This window comes from Pectobacterium carotovorum (assembly GCF_900129615.1).
In the GTDB taxonomy this organism is placed as follows: domain Bacteria; phylum Pseudomonadota; class Gammaproteobacteria; order Enterobacterales; family Enterobacteriaceae; genus Pectobacterium; species Pectobacterium carotovorum.
In genome coordinates, this window is record NZ_FQWI01000011.1 from 59,411 (window position 1) to 78,859 (window position 19,449).

General features: G+C 53.2%; 19 protein-coding genes. 6 read left to right on the forward strand and 13 right to left on the reverse strand.

The features are described from left to right. Window positions 1–149: 149 nt before the first annotated feature. Window positions 150–1,193, forward strand: a complete 1,044-nt coding sequence (locus BUB06_RS18795) for a M4 family metallopeptidase (RefSeq protein WP_039475067.1) — start codon at window positions 150–152, stop codon at window positions 1,191–1,193. Beyond that, window positions 1,190–1,537, forward strand: a complete 348-nt coding sequence (locus BUB06_RS18800; protein ID WP_039475069.1) for a protealysin inhibitor emfourin — start codon at window positions 1,190–1,192, stop codon at window positions 1,535–1,537. The genes BUB06_RS18795 and BUB06_RS18800 overlap by 4 nt, the downstream gene beginning before the upstream one ends. Before the next feature lie 5 nt (window positions 1,538–1,542). On the opposite strand, the gene BUB06_RS18805 is transcribed toward BUB06_RS18800, so the two are convergent. The 12 genes from BUB06_RS18805 to ndk form a co-directional block, all read right to left on the reverse strand. Beyond that, window positions 1,543–1,767, reverse strand: coding sequence for a zinc ribbon domain-containing protein (locus BUB06_RS18805; protein WP_010302808.1), 225 nt, complete (start codon window positions 1,765–1,767; stop codon window positions 1,543–1,545). Window positions 1,768–1,769: 2 nt separating this feature from the next. Continuing rightward, complete coding sequence (locus BUB06_RS18810; protein ID WP_010302811.1) at window positions 1,770–2,213, reverse strand: cupin domain-containing protein; 444 nt, start codon at window positions 2,211–2,213, stop codon at window positions 1,770–1,772. A gap of 112 nt (window positions 2,214–2,325) precedes the next feature. Next, window positions 2,326–3,285 (reverse strand): AEC family transporter, encoded by a 960-nt coding sequence (locus BUB06_RS18815; RefSeq protein WP_010302814.1) that lies wholly within the window; start codon window positions 3,283–3,285, stop codon window positions 2,326–2,328. 73 nt (window positions 3,286–3,358) lie between these two features. After that, window positions 3,359–4,846 carry a ribosome biogenesis GTPase Der gene (der, locus tag BUB06_RS18820; protein WP_010302818.1) on the reverse strand — a complete coding sequence of 496 codons (1,488 nt, stop codon included), beginning with the start codon at window positions 4,844–4,846 and terminating at the stop codon, window positions 3,359–3,361. Between the two features lie 142 nt (window positions 4,847–4,988). After that, window positions 4,989–6,170 carry an outer membrane protein assembly factor BamB gene (gene bamB / locus BUB06_RS18825; RefSeq protein ID WP_039475073.1) on the reverse strand — a complete coding sequence of 394 codons (1,182 nt, stop codon included), beginning with the start codon at window positions 6,168–6,170 and terminating at the stop codon, window positions 4,989–4,991. Window positions 6,171–6,180: 10 nt separating this feature from the next. Next, on the reverse strand, window positions 6,181–6,801 hold the full coding sequence (locus BUB06_RS18830; protein WP_010280046.1) for a YfgM family protein: 621 nt from the start codon (window positions 6,799–6,801) through the stop codon (window positions 6,181–6,183). A 13-nt stretch (window positions 6,802–6,814) separates the two neighbouring features. After that, window positions 6,815–8,089 (reverse strand): histidine--tRNA ligase, encoded by a 1,275-nt coding sequence (gene hisS, locus BUB06_RS18835; protein ID WP_010302831.1) that lies wholly within the window; start codon window positions 8,087–8,089, stop codon window positions 6,815–6,817. 137 nt (window positions 8,090–8,226) lie between these two features. Next, window positions 8,227–9,348 (reverse strand): flavodoxin-dependent (E)-4-hydroxy-3-methylbut-2-enyl-diphosphate synthase, encoded by a 1,122-nt coding sequence (gene ispG / locus BUB06_RS18840; RefSeq protein ID WP_039274788.1) that lies wholly within the window; start codon window positions 9,346–9,348, stop codon window positions 8,227–8,229. A gap of 40 nt (window positions 9,349–9,388) precedes the next feature. Beyond that, window positions 9,389–10,387 carry a cytoskeleton protein RodZ gene (gene rodZ / locus BUB06_RS18845; protein ID WP_039475078.1) on the reverse strand — a complete coding sequence of 333 codons (999 nt, stop codon included), beginning with the start codon at window positions 10,385–10,387 and terminating at the stop codon, window positions 9,389–9,391. Beyond that, window positions 10,377–11,132 carry a type IV pilus biogenesis/stability protein PilW gene (pilW, locus tag BUB06_RS18850; protein ID WP_039475081.1) on the reverse strand — a complete coding sequence of 252 codons (756 nt, stop codon included), beginning with the start codon at window positions 11,130–11,132 and terminating at the stop codon, window positions 10,377–10,379. Before pilW ends, rodZ begins: the two co-directional genes overlap by 11 nt. A gap of 231 nt (window positions 11,133–11,363) precedes the next feature. Then, a complete protein-coding gene (gene rlmN / locus BUB06_RS18855) occupies window positions 11,364–12,620 on the reverse strand; it encodes a dual-specificity RNA methyltransferase RlmN (protein ID WP_080726802.1) in 1,257 nt (418 codons plus the stop codon). Window positions 12,621–12,861: 241 nt separating this feature from the next. Continuing rightward, complete coding sequence (ndk, locus tag BUB06_RS18860; RefSeq protein WP_010280064.1) at window positions 12,862–13,290, reverse strand: nucleoside-diphosphate kinase; 429 nt, start codon at window positions 13,288–13,290, stop codon at window positions 12,862–12,864. Window positions 13,291–13,845: 555 nt separating this feature from the next. On the opposite strand from ndk, the gene BUB06_RS18865 reads away from it, so the two are divergent. The 4 genes from BUB06_RS18865 to BUB06_RS18880 all read left to right on the forward strand — a co-directional run bounded on the left by BUB06_RS18865 (window position 13,846) and on the right by BUB06_RS18880 (window position 18,604). Further along, window positions 13,846–15,426 (forward strand): PTS transporter subunit EIIC, encoded by a 1,581-nt coding sequence (locus BUB06_RS18865; RefSeq protein WP_039475083.1) that lies wholly within the window; start codon window positions 13,846–13,848, stop codon window positions 15,424–15,426. 13 nt (window positions 15,427–15,439) lie between these two features. Further along, entirely contained in the window at window positions 15,440–16,801 is a 1,362-nt protein-coding gene (locus BUB06_RS18870; RefSeq protein WP_039475086.1) for a 6-phospho-alpha-glucosidase, read from the forward strand. Window positions 16,802–16,904: 103 nt separating this feature from the next. Then, window positions 16,905–17,774 (forward strand): 3-mercaptopyruvate sulfurtransferase, encoded by an 870-nt coding sequence (gene sseA / locus BUB06_RS18875; RefSeq protein WP_039475089.1) that lies wholly within the window; start codon window positions 16,905–16,907, stop codon window positions 17,772–17,774. 41 nt (window positions 17,775–17,815) lie between these two features. Next, the gene (locus BUB06_RS18880; protein ID WP_039475094.1) at window positions 17,816–18,604 is read left to right on the forward strand and encodes a MurR/RpiR family transcriptional regulator; all 789 of its coding nucleotides are present in this window, start codon (window positions 17,816–17,818) and stop codon (window positions 18,602–18,604) included. Between the two features lie 34 nt (window positions 18,605–18,638). On the opposite strand, the gene sseB is transcribed toward BUB06_RS18880, so the two are convergent. Continuing rightward, a complete protein-coding gene (gene sseB, locus BUB06_RS18885) occupies window positions 18,639–19,433 on the reverse strand; it encodes an enhanced serine sensitivity protein SseB (RefSeq protein WP_039475096.1) in 795 nt (264 codons plus the stop codon). Between the last annotated feature and the right edge of the window lie 16 nt (window positions 19,434–19,449).

Consider the following 19,449-nt stretch of genomic DNA (forward strand, 5'->3'; position numbering starts at 1 on the left):
CTATACTCATTCCCAGCTCACTAATTTATATTCACCGTTTTCACTGCATGGGTTACCAGCCTCCACGTGGTGAAATGAAGTGGATAAAGACAGTGAGCTTTGTTGATCGTCTGTGTTACCCCTGATGAGCGTTTTCAAGGAGATGAGGTATGAAGTCCAGACCGATTTGTAGTGTGATCCCCCCTTACATTTTGCATCGTATTATCGCAAACGGCACAGACGAGCAGCGCCACTGCGCGCAACAGACGCTGATGCACGTTCAGTCATTAATGGTCAGCCACAATCCGCGCCCGGAACCTCATGAGAAATTACCCGCCGGGCAGGCAAATCGCAGCATTCATGATGCCGAACAGCAACAACAATTGCCCGGAAAGCTGGTACGCGCTGAAGGTCAACCCAGCAACGGTGATATCGCCGTCGATGAGGCCTATAACTATCTGGGCGTCACTTACGACTTCTTCTGGAAGATTTTTCAACGTAACTCACTGGACGCCGAAGGGCTGCCGCTGGCTGGCACAGTCCATTACGGTCAGGATTACCAAAATGCCTTCTGGAACGGGCAGCAGATGGTGTTCGGAGATGGCGACGGCAAAATCTTTAATCGCTTCACGATTGCGCTTGATGTGGTCGCACATGAACTCACTCACGGCATCACCGAAAACGAAGCGGGACTGATCTATTTCCGCCAGTCCGGTGCGCTCAATGAATCGCTGTCCGATGTCTTTGGCTCCATGGTCAAGCAGTATCATTTGGGGCAAACCGCTGAGCAGGCCGATTGGCTTATCGGTGCCGAGCTTCTGGCTGACGGTATTCACGGCATGGGGCTGCGGTCGATGTCCCATCCTGGCACAGCGTATGATGATGAACTGCTCGGTATCGACCCCCAGCCCTCTCACATGAACGAGTATGTGAACACGCGTGAAGACAACGGCGGCGTACACTTGAATTCAGGCATCCCCAACCGGGCATTCTATTTGGCGGCCATTGCGCTGAGCGGCCATTCATGGGAAAAAGCGGGTCGCATCTGGTACGACACACTGTGTGATAAAACGCTGCCGCAAAATGCGGATTTCGAAATCTTCGCGCGCCATACCATTCAACATGCCGCTAAGCGTTTTAACCACACTGTTGCTGACATCGTCATGCAGTCGTGGGAAACCGTGGGCGTGGAGGTTCGGCAGGAGTTCCTATGAAGACGCTGCCGGCGCTCAACGACGATGCCATCATTGAGCTAGCGCGTGAAGGGGGATTTGCCTTTATCCCTAAGCTGGCGGGGCCGCGACGCTTCGCGCTCGCCAGCGTACCGCCATCCGAACGGGAGCGGATTTGTAACGCGATCCGCAATGCCTTTCCTCAGGCTCGCGAACCCGGCCAACCAGACGGCCCCGGGCGCGGCGACCAGTTCTATTACCGCATCCACATCAGCTACTGCCAACCGCAGCAGAATCACTATACCGATGTCATCCTGCTGATCCCCGAAGACCGCGCGCCACCGGAGCTGACCGAGCTATGGCGCAACGGCGTACAGGACTCATAACGAATTTAATCGGCAGGCGCGTAGCTGAACACGACTTGCCGTTTGGAAATCATCCCGTGCTGCTGACAGAAGTAATCCACCGCACCACAGGCTTTCAATTCCTGAAGCAAGTGCTTACATTCAGGGCACGCAGCCTCACGCAGATAATCCTGCTGGCAGGCAGTACACTGAAACCGCGCACCGCTTTTCCAGGCCAGAGGATGACCACAGTTCAGGCAATTTGCTTCCATATTTATCCTCTCGTTTCACCACGTTCAGACAACACATTTCTGTCCAATTCCGGCAGCATAACCACACTTTCCTGCTCGTTGGCGTCAGTGCGGGAAATCACCAACACGGCAACCTCATCACTGGGATTATAGGGCAAATGCGGGACGTTCTCAGGGATATAGAGGAAATTGCCTTCGGGTAATTCAATCATGTTTTCAAGCTGTTCCCCGTAATACACACAGGAAATACCGCTTAGCGCGTAAATTGCTGTTTCATGATGTTCGTGCTTATGCGCCTTTCCTTGCGAACGCGGCGGAATCCAGGCCAACTGCATATGAAGATGTTGGGCACCCACCGTCTCGCGTGAAATTCCAACCGAGTAAACCAATCCTTGCTTGCCCTGATGCTGGGTCTGCGGGGCAATCCGCTGGCAATATACGCCCCGTTCAGAATGATTTGTTTTCATCACTGCACCTCTGGCAAAAGACTGTCCAAGAGTACGCTAGCAAATTCTTGTTCTGTCAGCCAAAAGGCAAGACGTAAGACTCTGTCACTTACTGCAACAGGAGCCAACAGCGCTAAATCACGCCCAGTGAACGTAAACCATAGAGCCCCAGCGCGATCATAAAGAATGCCCCCACCGTAGTCAGCCCGATAATATTGGCGGCCAGCGTGGCGTTTCCCCCCATGGCTCTCGTCATTGCATAGCTGCCAGCTGCGGTGGGCGTTGAGGAAAATAGAAAAATAATTCCCAGCTCAACGCCGCGGAAACCAACAAGCCATCCACCCAGCGTGAGCAACCCCGGTACAACGAATATTTTCGCCACAGAAGAAAGCACAGCCACATTGGACGAGCGGAACATGCTGCGCCACTCCAGGCTGGCTCCAGCACAGAGTAACGCCAGCGGCAGTGCCATTGAGGAAATAAAGCCACCGGTTTGCTTAATAACGTTCGGCATCGGCAGTTGGCTTTGCCCATAGGCCGCACCAAGAAGCAGGCCAATAATCAGCGGGTTTGTCACAATCCCCCGCAACAGTTGGCTTACTGGGATCTTCTGTTCGGGCGATTGCCGCTGCAAGCTGCGCGTCAAGGTAATGACAGACAGCGCGTTAAACATAATGACCGTCACCATCAGATATAATGAGCCAACAGCAATGCCTTCATCGCCATAGGCACTCATCGCAAAAGCCAGCCCCATCACGCCAGTATTCGACCGGAACCCGCCTTGTACGAAGATGCCACGCTCCTTCGGATCCTTGACTAGCCTCGTCGCCGCAATCTCCAAAAGCAGAAACGTTGCCAATGTTCCGACTGTGCCATAAACCACCAGCGGCCACTGGCTTGCAAAAGATTGCTGATTACCTGCAACACTAAAAAACAGCAGACAGGGAAGAGAAACGTTGAATACGACCCGCATTGCCGTATCACAAAATGCATCATTAAGCAGATTGAGCTTGCGCAACGCAACGCCCATAAACAACATCAGCAAATTGGGCATCGTGACGTTGAACGCAAAACTCCAGGTTTCCCAGGACATGGCTTTCCTTGGTTATTATTGGTTTCTTCTCTGACAAAACGGGGCGAATATCGCTATTCGCCCCGTTAATACATCACTTACTTTTTTTAAGGTGTGACATCAAACGCTTACGCTTGCGTAGCTGGTTTGGCGTCAGCGTGTTGCGCTTGTCCGCAAAGGGGTTTTCCCCTTCTTTAAACTGAATACGAATCGGCGTACCCATCACTTCCAGCGAACGACGATAGTAGTTCATCAGGTAGCGCTTGTAGGAATCCGGCAGGTCTTTCACCTGATTCCCGTGGATCACCACAATCGGCGGGTTATAACCACCGGCGTGCGCATATTTCAGCTTCACGCGGCGACCGCGCACCAGCGGCGGCTGGTGATCGTCTGATGCCATTTGCATGATACGGGTCAACATCGCCGTACTGACGCGACGAGTCGCGCACGAATAGGCTTCGGTTACCGACTCAAACAGGTTACCCACGCCGCTACCGTGTAGCGCAGAAATAAAGTGAATGCGGGCAAAATCGATAAAGCCGAGGCGCATATCCAGCGTTTCTTTCACCTGCTCACGCGCTTCCTGCGACATGCCATCCCACTTGTTCACCACAATCACCAGTGAGCGCCCACTATTGAGGATAAAGCCCAACAGCGAGAGATCCTGATCGGAAATGCCTTCGCGCGCATCAATAACCAGCAGCACTACGTTGGCATCTTCAATCGCCTGCAATGTCTTGATAACAGAGAATTTTTCTACCGTTTCCGTTACTTTGCCGCGCTTACGCACCCCGGCGGTATCAATCAGAACGTATTCACGTTCGTCACGCACCATCGGGATGTAGATACTGTCACGCGTCGTACCGGGCATGTCGAACACCACTACGCGCTCTTCACCCAAAATACGGTTAGTCAGCGTGGATTTACCCACATTCGGACGCCCGACAATCGCCAGTTTGATCGGCAAATCTTCAGGATTAAAATCGTCCTCTGCTTCTTCTTCGCTGGCCTGCTCTTCCGCTTCTAACGCTGCCCAGTAAGCCGCGTTCTCTTCTTCTTCGGTTAGTTCGACCGGCTCTTCTGTTTCATCCTGTACAAACGGCAGCAGAACCGTTTCCAGCAGCGATGTTACGCCACGGCCATGAGACGCCGCGATCGCGTACACTTCGCCCATTCCGAGCGAGTAGAAATCCGCCGTGACCATATCCGGGTCAAGGCCATCGGTTTTGTTAGCGACCAGCACGGTCGTCTTTTCGCGGCTGCGCAAATGTTTAGCAATGCCTTCATCCGCAGGCATCAGCCCCGCGCGTGCATCCACCATGAACAGCACGATATCCGCTTCTTCAATCGCGACCAGCGATTGACCCGCCATGCGCGTTTCCACGCCGTCTTCTGTACCGTCGATCCCACCAGTATCGACGATAATAAATTCATGCCCTTCCACTTCTGCACGACCATACTTGCGGTCACGAGTCAGCCCAGGGAAATCCGCCACTAATGCATCACGGGTGCGCGTTAAGCGGTTAAATAGCGTGGATTTCCCCACATTCGGGCGCCCGACCAGCGCGACGACAGGTATCATTGTTACAACCTCATTACTTATATTTCAATACGTTACAGCGAAATACTCGCTGACGATAAAAAGACGAAACGGCCCCTGATAGTGTCAGGAGCCGTTATACGAGCACACCCAAAAATGCCGTGCTCCAAATCAATACGGTTACTTAGCGAGTGAACGCGTAGACATCACCGTTTTTCGCCTGAATCAGCAGCTTGTCGCTGGCAACCACAGGTTTGCTCAGGAAGCCCGAGCTATCCACTTTTTGCTGCGCCACGAAGCGACCATCCGCCGTATTCAGCCAATGCAGATACCCTTCGGTATCGCCGACAACCAAATAACCATTATACAGCGCCGGAGCCGTTAAGTTACGGTGCAACAGATCGCTTTGACGCCACAGGCTCACGCCGCCGTTGGTGTTCAACGCAACAACGCGATCGTCCTGATCGACCAGATAGATGCGGTCGCCGTCAATGATGAAATCATGCACTGAACCCAGTTCACGCTTCCACAGAACCTGACCAGAACGCAGATCCAGCGCGGTCATGTTGCCATTATAACCCAGCGCATAAACCACTTCGCCCGCTACTACTGGCGTGGTGTCGACGTCGTTCAGACGATCGATTTCAGTGGCGCCACTCGGCTGTGAAATACGCTGTTGCCAAATGAGCTGGCCCTGATTGATCATCACGGCGTTCACACGGCCGTTATCACCACCCACAATCGCCGCACCAAATGCGGTTGTCGGGGCAGATTCGCCGCGCAGAGACAGCGTCGGCATATCCAGATTGACGCTCCACTTGATTGCGCCATCCGCTTCATTCAATGCCTGCAACATGCCGTTGCTGGTGTGAATCAGCACCACGCCGTCGCTGACGACAGGGCGAGACAACGCTTCACCAGCCACTTTAGTCTGCCATACCGGCGCACCATCTTCCGCATTCAGCGCATAGACCTGCGCCCTTTCGCTGCCGACATAGACATGGTTACCAGAAACCGTTACGCCGCCAGACAGCAGCGCTGGATTATTGCGGGAGAAGAAATTGGTCTTCTCTGACAGATCCGCGCGCCAAATTTCTTTGCCGTCACTCAGATCCATCGCTTTTACGGTACCGCGACGATCAGCCGCAAAAACGCGGTTATCCTGCCATGCGGGGTGAAGATTGGAATAAAACTCGCCAATACCACTCCCAACCGAGCTGTTCCACACCTTGGTTGGCGTGAACTGGTTTTCCACCTGCGGCAGTGGAGACATAGTGACAACATCTTCTTCGCTGTTAAACAGCGAGCATCCGCTCAGCAGGGCAACAGAAACCAGTCCTACCAAAAGTGTTTTACGCAATTGCATGGAATTCCTCTTAGCTGGACAGGTTATTCAGTTTCATACGCAGTAACGCTTGCTGTGCCTGCGATGGATTGGAAGACAACCCTTTGTTGTAGGCATCACGCGCAGCCTGATTATCCCCTTTGCTTACCAGAATATCACCACGCACTTCCGCAGCCTGTGACGCCCAGCCTTCCAGCTTGATGGCATCCAACGTTTTCAGCGCGTCATCCGCTTTGTTTTCCTGTAGCTGAACCCGCGCCAGACGCAGATTCACCACGGCCAGCAGATCGGCATCTTTAGTCTGAGACTGCGCCTGTACCAGCTGCTGTGCTGCTTTAGCAAAATCTTTCTGATCAACGTAATGACGAGCCAGTTCCAGAGAAGCCAGCGCGCCATAGGTATTCTTATTCTCAGCCGTAAATTTCTCGGTTGCCGTAATCGCGTCGGCTTTGCCTTCGGCCAATTGCTCCGTCACCTGCTGATAAGATGAAGATGCCGCCATCACGCTGTCATTTTGGTGGCTTTGCCAGAAACGCCAGCCAACCAGTGCGCCAACGCCTAACACAACACCGACAACTAACGCCTTTCCGTTCTCCGCGAGGAAACGACGTAGTGCATCAACCTGTTCATTCTCTGTGGTATAGACTTCCACGGTGTCTCTCTCCTCAATCCAGTAACGTTGCCAGCCGCGATGCGACGTCGGCCTGTGCCAATGTATCCTGCTCGCCATTGCTCAGGTTTTTAACCACAACCTGACCGGCCGCCACTTCATTTTCGCCTAATACCAATGCGACGCGTGCGCCCCATTTATCAGCACGGGCGAATTGTTTCTTAAAGTTGCCACCGCCGTAGTTGGTCATCAGTTTCAACTGCGGCAGCGCGTCACGTAATTTCTCCGCCAGCTGCATTGCCGCAACCTGCGTTCCTGTACCGGAAGAAATCAGATAAACATCCACATTCGGCTGTGCTTTGAAATCTGGATTGACAGACTGCACCAGCAGCACCAAACGCTCCAAACCCATCGCAAAACCAACCGCTGGCGTCGCGTGCCCGCCAAGCTGTTCCACCATACCATCATAACGCCCACCGGCACAGACCGTGCCCTGCGCGCCCAGACTGGTCGTCACCCACTCAAATACGGTGCGGTTATAGTAATCCAAACCGCGAACCAGACGTGGATTAACGGTATATGGGATACCGGACTGCGTTAAAAGTTCACCCAGCGCTTCAAAGTGTGCACGCGATTCGTCATCCAGGTAGTCCGTCAGCACTGGCGCGTCATTCAGCAACACCTGAATCTGCGGATTTTTTGTATCCAGAACGCGCAGCGGGTTGGTGTACATCCGACGCAGGCAGTCTTCATCCAGCTGATCTTTATGCTGTTCGAGGAACGCCACCAGCGCTTCGCGATAGCGCGCACGCGCGTCTAATGAACCAATCGAGTTCAGTTCCAGCTTGACATGATCGGCGATGCCCAGCACACGCCACCAGCGGGCCGTCATCAGGATCAGTTCGGCATCAATATCTGGCCCTTGCAGACCAAACACTTCACAGCCCAACTGATGGAACTGACGATAGCGCCCTTTCTGCGGACGCTCGTAGCGGAACATCGGGCCGACATACCACAGCCGCTGTTCCTGATTATAGAGAATACCGTGCTCAATACCGGCGCGGACACAGCCTGCCGTCCCTTCCGGGCGCAGAGTCAGGCTATCGCCATTGCGATCGTCAAAGGTATACATCTCTTTTTCGACGACATCGGTCACTTCACCGATAGCGCGCTTAAACAGCGGCGTTTGCTCGACAATCGGCAAACGAATTTCATTATAGCCGTAGCCGCTGAGCACCTGTTTCAGGCTGTTTTCAATACGCTGCCACAATGCCGTTTCGGCTGGCAGGTAATCGTTCATGCCACGGATGGCTTGAATATTTTTTGCCACGTCAGTTCTCTATGCGTTTTTCAAAAAATAAACCCGATTATAGAGGGATTGTCGTCGCATCTTCAATGCAGGGCCTCCCCATCGGGTTCAGGAATCGTGAATTAGTCGGGTGACGGCAGACCGTCACGCCGTCAGAGTTACTTATCTACCAGATTGACGGTAATACGCTGATTTTCGTCCATCATGGAGGCTTTCGCGCGGATCTTGGCTTCTAACTGATCGATCATCTGTTCGTTATCGAAGCGCTCTCTCTGCCGCACGCCGTCTTCATAGAAGCCGCTCTTATTGTGTCCACCCGTGACACCAATGGTCGACACCAGCGCTTCACCGGGGCCATTCACCACGCAGCCAATAATCGAGACATCCATCGGCGTGATAAGATCTTCCAGCCGTTGTTCCAGTGCGTTCACCGTACCGATCACGTCAAATTCCTGGCGAGAGCAGGTCGGGCAAGCAATGAAGTTGATTCCGCGCGCACGAATGCGCAGTGACTTCAGGATATCGAAGCCAACTTTCACTTCTTCAACCGGATCGGCCGCCAGCGAGATGCGCAGCGTGTCGCCAATACCTTCAGACAGCAGCAGACCGAGGCCGATAGCAGATTTCACCGCACCGCTACGTGCACCACCCGCTTCGGTGATGCCGAGGTGCAACGGCTGATCGATACGCGCAGCCAGCAGACGATAGGATTGCACCGCGAGAAAAACATCCGAAGCTTTGACGCTGACTTTAAACTGATCGAAGTTCAGGCGGTCAAGAATATCGACATGGCGCATCGCTGATTCCAGCAGCGCTTCCGGCGTTGGTTCACCGTATTTTTCCTGCAAATCTTTTTCCAGCGAACCGCCGTTAACGCCAATGCGGATCGGGATATTATTGTAACGCGCACAGTCGACAACCGAGCGAATACGCTCTTCATTACCAATATTGCCGGGGTTGATGCGCAGACAGTCGACGCCGTATTCTGCGACTTTCAGCGCAATGCGGTAGTCAAAATGAATGTCGGCGACGAGCGGGACATTCACCTGCTGTTTGATAAGCTTAAAGGCTTCGGCCGCGTCCATTGTTGGCACAGAAACGCGGACGATATCGACGCCAACGCGTTCCAGTGCTCTGATTTGGTTGACGGTAGCTTCAACGTCGGTGGTTCGGGTGTTGGTCATAGATTGCACCGCAATCGGTGCGCCATCACCAACAGGCACCTTGCCGACGTAAATCCGTGTTGATTTTCGACGGGTTATGGGTGCAGCGTTATGCATTACTTCATCTCCAACATTGCAGTCTTACTTAAACAACACGTTATTCGGCCGTTAGCGTCAGGCGTGCAACCTGACTGCTGCGCACGAATTGGCTTAAATCGACTGGCTTGCCTTGAAATTGAATTTGTACCGCAGCAGGCGCACCAATTTTGAGTTTATAGGGTGACTGACCATCAAGGTTCAGTGTGCCGCCATTGCGCTGCATGCCGCTGAACAGTTTCTTACCGCTGGCATCCGTGACTTCCAGCCAGCAATCGGCCGTGAAGGTCATCGCCAATGCATGAGCCGCAGAGACGGGATTAGCTTCCGCTACCGTACCCGCAGCGGGTGCGACAGCCCCAGCCCCCAACAGAACATTACCCGCAGTTTGTGGCTGTGCGGCGTTCGCGTGTGAAGGTGATTGGCTGGACGGTGCAGCAGACGGTGTAGAAACAGAAGAAGGTGTTGAAGGTGTCTCTGTTCCAGTGGCAGAAAGGTCGACTGGCGTAGAAGCCGGAGCCGGAGCAGAACCCGGTGTCGCCGTTTCCTGCGCGGTGCCGTTCTCCATTAGCGGAACGGACTGCCCTTCCGTTTGTGCCTGTATCGAGCTGGCGTGATCGACCATGCTGTTGATTTCCGCCTGCTGAGCCTGATGGTTTTGCCACCACCATGCGCCCGTTAGCCCCAGAACAACCAGCACAACCAGCCAGGTGATTGTCATCAACCATCCATCACGCTTTTTGCGGCTTTTTTTCAGCGAAAAACTCTGCATCGGCGAAACTGAGATCGTTTTAGGTATGGCCTGCTTATCCACAGAGGGAAGCAGTTCATCTTCGGGTAAATGAACCAGCTTGGCATAAGAACGGATATAGCCGCGCAGAAAAGTCGGCGCTAAATCGGCAGGCGTCGTACCGTCTTCAATATCGCGAACGGTGGTGATTTTAAGGCACAAACGCTCAGCAATAGTTTGCTGAGTTAGCCCAAGGCGTTCACGCGCCTCACGCAGACGTTCGCCGGGTAGTTTTGCTTCTGTTGTATCTTGGGTGGCTTCAGTATTCATTAGCTAAGAAATGCTGGTACTGTTTAGATTGTGGAAAACTTCGCGCCAGCACGTTGCCATAACGTTCTTTATCGCCATCATGGCCCGCTAACGCGGCGAAACGAATCTGTAACCATAAGCTTTCGGCACTGGCCGGAAGAATATGCTGATAAACATCAAGCAGCAGCCGCGCTTGCTCATTTTTCCCGGCAGCAAACTGTTTGTTTGCTTCCGCCAGCAAGGCACTGCCTTTCGTCGGGTCATACTTCAGCGCCCGACTTAATAAATTGCGCGCGTCTTCAGTCTGTCCGGCATTGAAAAAGCAGTATCCCGCATTTTCCAACGCATCAGCAACCTGACTGTAATCAGGAAGTTGTGCAGCCGCACTAAACTGTCGCTGAGCCGCTACATACTGCCCTAAACTACACAGAAACGCACCGTAATTATTCATGACGCTGCCATTTTCCGGCGCCATGTTCAACACATGCTGATAACGCTGTTCAGCCAGACGGTTTTCACCTATCCGCTGCTCGTAAAGCGCCATCCCCAATTGTGTTCGATAATCCTGCGGAGCAATCGCTACCGCCTTCTCAAGATTCTGCCGAGCCGAATCCAGATTATTGTGCGCCAGATAGGTCAACCCCAACTGCAAGCGGGTTTGGGCGACCGCTGGATTTGTCGTCTCTTGAGGCGATTTCACACACCCCACCAGCAACAACACCGCGAACAGGCCACTCAGCCAATGCGTTCCCTGTGATAAAGACATTCCCTGCACTAAAGAAAATCTCTGTGATAGTGGCTTTGCCATCCCTGTTCCCTCGCCTTGTCGTCTTTGCCAGACATCCTGACCAGCGAGGTTACCTGAATATGAACAGGGTGGCAGTTGGACCTGACAACAACGCGGCGCGCCTCGCAATTTGCTTACTTTTGCCCTGCAAATTAGCCCAGCGGATGACGTCGGGCTAGCGCTTCCACGTTAACCCGCGACCATTTGCTATCAGACCGCTTTCACCGTGATAGGTTCACCGGCCATTTTCTTCTTCAGCGTACGTTTGGTTCTGTCTACGACTTCACCCGCCAACTGACCGCAGGCAGCATCAATGTCATCCCCACGGGTTTTACGTACGATCGTCGTGAAGCCATACTCCATCAGTACCTTGGAGAAACGGTCAACGCGGCTGTTTGAGCTGCGGCCATACGGTGCGCCCGGGAACGGGTTCCACGGAATCAGGTTGATCTTGCACGGCGTATCTTTCAGACACTCAGCCAGTTGATGCGCATGTTCGGTGCCGTCATTGATATGATCCAACATCACATACTCAACGGTAACACGTCCCTGATTTGCATTGGATTTCTCCAGATAGCGACGTACCGCGCTCAGGAACGTCTCGATATTGTACTTTTTGTTGATCGGCATGATTTCGTTGCGGATGTCGTCGGTCGGCGCATGCAGAGAAATCGCCAGCGCAACATCGATCATATCGCCCAGTTTATCCAACGCAGGCACCACGCCTGACGTGGACAGCGTCACACGGCGCTTGGATAAACCAAAGCCGAAGTCATCCAGCATGATTTCCATCGCTGGCACCACGTTAGTCAGGTTCAGCAGCGGTTCGCCCATACCCATCATCACGACGTTAGTGATTGGACGCTGGCCGGTAACTTTAAACGCACCGATAATCTTCGCCGCACGCCACACCTGACCGATGATTTCCGATACGCGCAGGTTACGGTTAAAGCCCTGCTGCGCTGTTGAACAGAATTTGCACTCCAGCGCACAGCCTACCTGAGACGACACACACAGCGTGGCGCGATCTTCTTCTGGAATATAAACCGTTTCAACCCGTTGACCGCCCACCAGAATCGCCCACTTGATGGTGCCATCGGAAGAGCGCTGCTCGTCCACCACTTCAGGGGCGCGAATTTCAGCGATCTCCTGCAATTTGCTGCGGAAGACTTTGTTAATATCCGTCATCTGTTTGAAGTCATCACAGCAGTAGTGATAAATCCACTTCATGACCTGATCGGCGCGGAACGGTTTCTCTCCCATCGACATGAAGAGGTCACGCATTTGCTGGCGGTTAAGATCCAACAGGTTGATTTTTTCCGCACTGGCTTTGACGGATTGAGAGGCATCAGCAGACGCCGGAGAGAATTCGGACACGGTTTGCTCGGATACGGTAGTTTTAGATGCGGTAGTGTTAGATGCCGTCGTTTCAGACACGACGGTTTCAGACGCGATTTGCTTAGACATTGTCAATCCTGGCCTCGTTATTACACGTTATGGCGCTAAAAAGAAGGTTGAATTCGATGGTTATGACCAAAGAAACGCCCCGGATAAGTGCAGGCTCATCCGGGGCGCAGCATTGTACAAAGTTTAAAACAGGTAAGCTACCATCACCGCTTTTTTTCTGTGTCATTACTTCGACACTGCACACTCACGCAACGAAAAAGAAGCAACATCACACGCGCTAACCTGTTTATCACACGCAACATTACGCGCGCGCGCAGATTTCGTCATCGCTGAAGAAATAAGCGATTTCACGCTGAGCGGATTCGATAGAATCAGAACCGTGTACCGCGTTCGCCGTGAAGCTGTCCGCGTAATCAGCACGCAGCGTTCCCGCCAATGCGTTTGCTGGGTTAGTAGCACCCATGATGTCACGGTTACGTTGGACGGCGTTTTCACTTTCCAGCACCTGCACCATGATCGGGCCAGACATCATGAATTCGACCAGGCCATCAAAGAACGGCTTGCCTTTATGCTCAGCGTAAAAGCCTTCCGCTTGCTCACGGCTCAGACGCAGCATTTTAGCCGCAACAATGGTAAAACCTGCGCTTTCAAAGCGTGCGTAAATCGCACCGATGGCATTTTTAGCAACCGCATTAGGTTTTACGATGGAGAAGGTACGTTCTATCGTCATATTGACCTCATTAACTAAACTGTCAGATTACAGCCGGATTATAAGAATTGTATCAACCCTAAATAATTCGAGTTGCAGGCAGGCGGCAACCGCAGGACAAATTCGTCAGGAACGAATTTGACCAGCCACCGGCTGGCCTTCGGTGAGAGACAGGATGTCTCTCATTTCATCCCAGGGAGCTTACACCAGTAAGTGACTGGGGTGAGTAAGAGAAGCCAACGCACATGCAGCTTGAAGTATGACGGGTATACCCGGCCAGTGAAAGTGGCGCAGATTATAAGGGTAGCGGCCTTTGTTGCCTACCAAGGAGATAACATTTTATTAAAAAAAACATTACCTCTCCCCTTCTCTTCATTAACGATTACGCCTCGTACTTTTTCGTTTCCCACCGCCCAGTACTGAATGTAACAAATCATCGGCGATCACAGTTCTGAAGGTTACTTGTAACGTTATAGGTTATTTGTTTTTAAAACAATAAGATAACTGGAATCTCTTTGTCATTCACTGCTAGCCTTGCTGCTGTACCCACCATAATGGCCAGTAAGAGGGCTGATAATGAAAAGAGCGGTCAATGCATTGCAAAATTTCGGCAAGTCCCTGTATGGGCCGGTGCTGATACTCCCGATTGTCGGGTTATTCATCGCATTTGGGAATGTGTTCGGTAACGGCAATTTAGCGGGCTATGTCCCTTTACTTAATCACCCCTTGATTCAGGATTTTGGCCAACTGGTTTCAAAATCTGCCGTGGCGATTCTGGCTAATTTGGCGCTGGTGTTCGCTGTCGGGATCCCGATCGGACTGGCGAAACGCGATAAGGGCTATGCTGCGCTGATTGGTCTGGTGATGTTTATCATCTTTATTAATGCCATGAACATCACGCTGCAATTGCAGGGCAAGCTCGTGCCTGCCGCAGAAATGCGTCCCGCCGGGCAAGGCATGGTGCTGGGCGTTCAGGTGCTCGAAATGGGCGTTTTCGCCGGTATCCTGATCGGTGGATTCGCAGGCTATCTTTATAACCGCTATTCCAGTAAACAGTTTAACGGCGTGATGGCGATCTATTCCGGCCACTGCTTCGTCGCCATTCTGGTGATTCCGCTGGCGATTGCGCTGGGCTTTGCGATGAGCACCCTGTGGCCGTTTGCTCAGCACGGCATTACCTGGCTGGCCTTCGCTATCAAAGGCGCGGGCCCTGTTGGCATCGCGATATATGGATTTCTCGAACGCGTGCTGATCCCCACCGGGCTGCATCATCTGGTCTATACCCCGTTCCTGTACACCGAACTGGGCGGAACCGCAGAGGTGTGCGGCAAGCTGTATCAGGGCGCACGCAACATCTATTTTGCTGAAATGGCCTGTCAGGACGTCAAACAGCTGAGTTCCACCGTGGTCTGGGATGCGCGCGGTATCAGTAAAATGTTTGGTCTGACGGCCGCTGCGCTGGCGATGTACGTGACAGCAAAGCCAGAAAAACGGCTGGCCGCCAAAGCCATTCTGATTCCGGCCGCGTTTACCTCTTTCTTACTGGGCGTCACCGAACCGCTGGAGTTTTCCTTCCTGTTCGTCGCGCCCATGCTGTTTGCCGTCCACGCCGTACTGACCGGCATAGGGATGATGCTGTTCTCCATCATGGGCGTGCATGCGATTGGTGCCAACGGCGTCATCGACTTCTTGCTTTATAACCTGCCGCTGGGCATCGAGAAATCCAACTGGCCGATGTACATCGTGGTTGGGCTGACGATGTCGGTGATTTACTTCTTCGTCTTCCGCTTCCTGATTCTGTACTTCGACATGCCAACACCAGGGCGTGAAACCGATGAGGAAGAGACGCGGCTTTATTCCAAAACCGAATATCAGTCCAAGACAGAGAATCCGGCAAAAACGCAGGACGCGGTGAAAGGCGATGCCCAACTTGTTGGCGCCACCATCATCGCCGGGCTGGGTGGTAAACCCAATATCGAGGTGGTGGATAACTGCTACACCCGCCTGCGGGTCACGCTCATCGACCCCGCTTTGGTAGACGAACAACAGCTTAAGAACACCGGTGCGAAAGCCGTTATCCGACAGGGTAACAACGTACAGGTGGTTTACGGACTTCACGTCAAAACGATACGCGAAGCAGTTGAAAACGCGCTTTAACAGGAGACTGACCATGACGAAACCCCCATTTATTCTGACGATTGCCGGTGGCGGCAGCACCTATACCCCAGGCATCGTAAAAAGTCTGATGGTACGTCTTGCGGATTTCCCGCTGGCAGAGATTCGTTTGTATGACATCGACGGCCAGCGGCAGGACACCATCGCACCGGTGGTGGAAAAGGTGATTCGCGACCACAGTGACAGCATTGTCTTTACCGTCACAACCGACGCAGAAACCGCATTTACCGGCGCTCACTTTGTCTTTGCCCAGATGCGCGTCGGCCAGTACAAAATGCGCGAGCAGGATGAAAAAATCCCATTACGCCACGGCGTCGTCGGGCAGGAAACCTGTGGTCCCGGCGGGCTGGCCTACGGCCTGCGTACCATTCTGCCGATGGCTGAGTTGATCGATCTGGTTGAGCGCTATGCGCATAAAGAAGCGTGGATCGTCAATTACTCCAACCCCGCCGCAATTGTTGCCGAAGGCGTGCGCCGTCTGCGTCCTAACGCCCGCGTGCTGAATATCTGCGACATGCCGGTTGCCGCGATGCGTAACATTGCGGCCGTGCTCGGTGTCGATCGTCACGACATCACGGTGGACTATTTCGGGCTGAATCACTTCGGCTGGTTTACCCGCGTGCTGGTCGATGGCGTCGATCGTATGCCAGAGCTGCGCGAGCACATCGCCCGCTACGGCCTGTTGACCGCCGATGCTGCCGATACCGATCCGCAGCACGCTGATCCGTCATGGGTGAAAACCTGGCGCAACATCAAACCGATCATGGATCATTTCCCGGAATTCGTGCCGAATCCGTATTTGCAGTACTACCTGATGCCGAACCAGATCGTCGAGCATCAGGATCCTGACTACACGCGCGCCAATGAAGTGATGGACGGGCGTGAGAAGAAGCTGTTTGCGGCGGCGGCCAGCTACAAGGAAACCGGTATTCTGTCGGATGCGTTCCACGTTGGCGTGCACGGCTCGTTCATCGTTGATGTCGCCTGCTCGCTGGCGTTCGATCTGCGCCAGCGCCATCTGGTCATCGTCGAAAACCAAGGCGCTATCGCCAATCTGCCTTACGATGCGATGGTGGAAGTCCCGGCTTATATCACCGCCCAAGGGCCAGAGCCGGTGCGGATGGGGAATGTTCCGCAGTTCCATCGCGCCTTGCTGGAACAGCAGTTAGCGTCTGAGCAATTACTGGTTGAAGCCACGCTGGAAGGTAGCTACGAGAAGGCCTTACAGGCATTTACCCTGAACCGTACCGTGCCAACCATGCAGCACGCCAAAGCCATTCTGGACGAGATGATTGAAGCCAATCAGGATTACTGGCCGCAATTAAAACAAGCATATAGAGACGGTATCGCCCAATAATCCGCTACTTGTCGGATTAGGGAAAATCGCTGACAATGAATCTATCATTGCACATCAATGATAGATTCTGGGTCGAATTCGTCGGCCCCAACGTGGAGGATCTATGTCAGCATCGTCTTCTGATTTGCCCGTTTCTCATGAGCGGTTTGTCTCCGCAGACTGGCTTGCCAGCCACCTGAATGACAGCAGCATCACGCTCATTGACGCCCGCATGCTGCCTCCGGGCAACAGCACCCGTGATATTCACGCTGAATACCGCGCCGGTCATCTGCCTGGCGCGGTTTTTTTTGATATTGAAACGCTATCCGATCACAGCACCGACCTGCCACATATGATGCCAACGCGCGAAGACTTCGCACGCGCAATGGGCGAGTTGGGGATCGATAACCAGCAGCATCTGGTGATTTACGATGAAGGCAACCTCTTCTCCGCACCGCGTGCGTGGTGGATGCTGCACACCTTCGGCGCGACATCCCTTTCAATCCTGAGCGGGGGTCTGGCGGGCTGGACAGCACAGAACCTACCGCTGGAACAGGGCGATGTGACACCAAAGCCAACGACGTTCCACGCTACGCTGGATGAAAACGCCATTCGCTCACGCGATGAAGTGCTTTCCATCTGTCGGGATAAATCAGAACAGATTGTCGATGCCCGCCCCGCTCCGCGTTTTAATGCTGAAGTGGATGAACCGCGCCCCGGCCTGCATCGCGGCCATATTCCCAACAGCCTGAACGTGCCGTGGACCGATTTAGTGAGTCATGGGGCGTTAAAGCCCAATACCGAATTGGCAACCATTCTTCATAAACACGGCGTGGATTTCACTCGTCCCATCGTCGCCAGCTGCGGCTCCGGCGTAACGGCATCTGTCGTCGTGCTGGCTCTGACGCAGTTAAATGTCCCGAATGTGACGCTGTACGATGGTTCGTGGAGCGATTGGGGTAGCCGCGATGATGTCCCTATTGCGCGTGATTAATCCCGCTCGGTGTTTTACCGCCTGTTGGTCAGGAGTAGTGGGTGGATAATCGGCTGGCATCCTTAATGCAGCACGGTCAGGCGCTGACGCGCGCGGAATACCGCGTGCTGGCTTTTATCGCCGACCATTCATCGCTGATAGGCAAAATCACGGTGCGGGAGTTGGCGCAGAAAACCTATGTGTCCACGGCAACGATCATGCGGCTATGCCAGAAAATCGGCTTTAGCGGCTACAGTGAATTCATTTATCACTGCAAAACGCTGCTCACGGATAATCCGCGTCTTGCCCCCTCGCCTGTCGTTACGCCCAATGACGCTTCGCTTCCTGATGCTTTCCAGCATTTTATCGACAATTATCAGCGCACATTTGCCTACATTAGCCATCAGGATAGAGCCGCTTTCAGCGCTATCCTGCGGCAGGAAAGCCACTTTTTCCTGTACGGCGCGGGGTTTTCCCATCTGTTTGCCGAATATTTGGCGAAGAAACTGCAGGTGCTGGGGAAAGATGCCTTCTCCTCTGGGTTAGGAGATAGCCGAGGCATTTTTCTCAATAACGCGCCGAAATATCAGGTGTTTATCGCCATCTCTCGCAGTGGGGAAACTGAACAGGTATTGGATAAGGCGCGTATCGCCAAAAACATTGGCATGAAGGTGATCGCATTTACCCGCGCGTCGTTGAATTCGTTAGGCGAGTTAGCCGATTTGCACTTCCGGCTCTACGATGATGCGGTTCACTATGCGGCAGAAGCCGGTGAGATTAGCTCATTTGAATCGAATCTGGTGATGCTGATTGATTTACTGCTGTTGCAGGCAACAGCGGAAAAATCGTAATCCGCCGTTGCCTATATCAAATTGCCACCCGGTATCAGGCGTTGCCAGTGGCCTTAAACTCCCTCAGGAAACTCCCCCACTTGCGCTCGTAGAACGGCGTGGTGTGCTTAATCATGTAGTGGCTGATTCCCGACTCACCTTCTTTCACCAGACACAGGTCGACAGGACGCTCGTCCGGCAATGTATCGCTGGCGACGCTGCCCGCTTCACGGATGATGGTTTCTTCATCCTGATCGGCATCAATACCAATCAGCAGGTGCGGTTGCTCTTCACCCGGCTCCTGAATCTGTGCCAAAAACGCCCGTTTTACATGGCGATGTTTGGTAAACAGCTGCGTTAGAGAATCAATCATCTGCGCGGGCATCTCGGCTGGCTGACTCAGTATGACCTGCATTTCTTCTTCAACAACGCGTTGCTGAACAAAGCCGTTACCTTCACCAGACAGAATATGTTCAATTTCCTGTGGCAAAAACTCTTTACCGTACGGCAGCTTAGGATTGAGGAACAGCGTGACGCCCTGCGTCATTTCAAACAGCGAACGCGTCGGTAGCGCCAGAAAAGGCGCTTCTTCCGTAATCACGCTCTGTAATGCTTCCAGAGAAGAGAAGAAAGGAATAGCGGATGAACCATCGTCTTTTTCCCAGTGTTGGATGTTCACATTACTGCCCGCATGCAACACCACCTCACCGGATTCATCCCCGTCATCGGTAGTGCCCAGCACAAACACCGTGGCTTCCATCAGTTCACTGAAAAACTCAGGACGATGCGCGGGTTCCGTTGCAGCCAGAATCAACACTTCTTCCAGTTTATTACGTGGCGAAAACTCCATACTTCCCTCAACATGA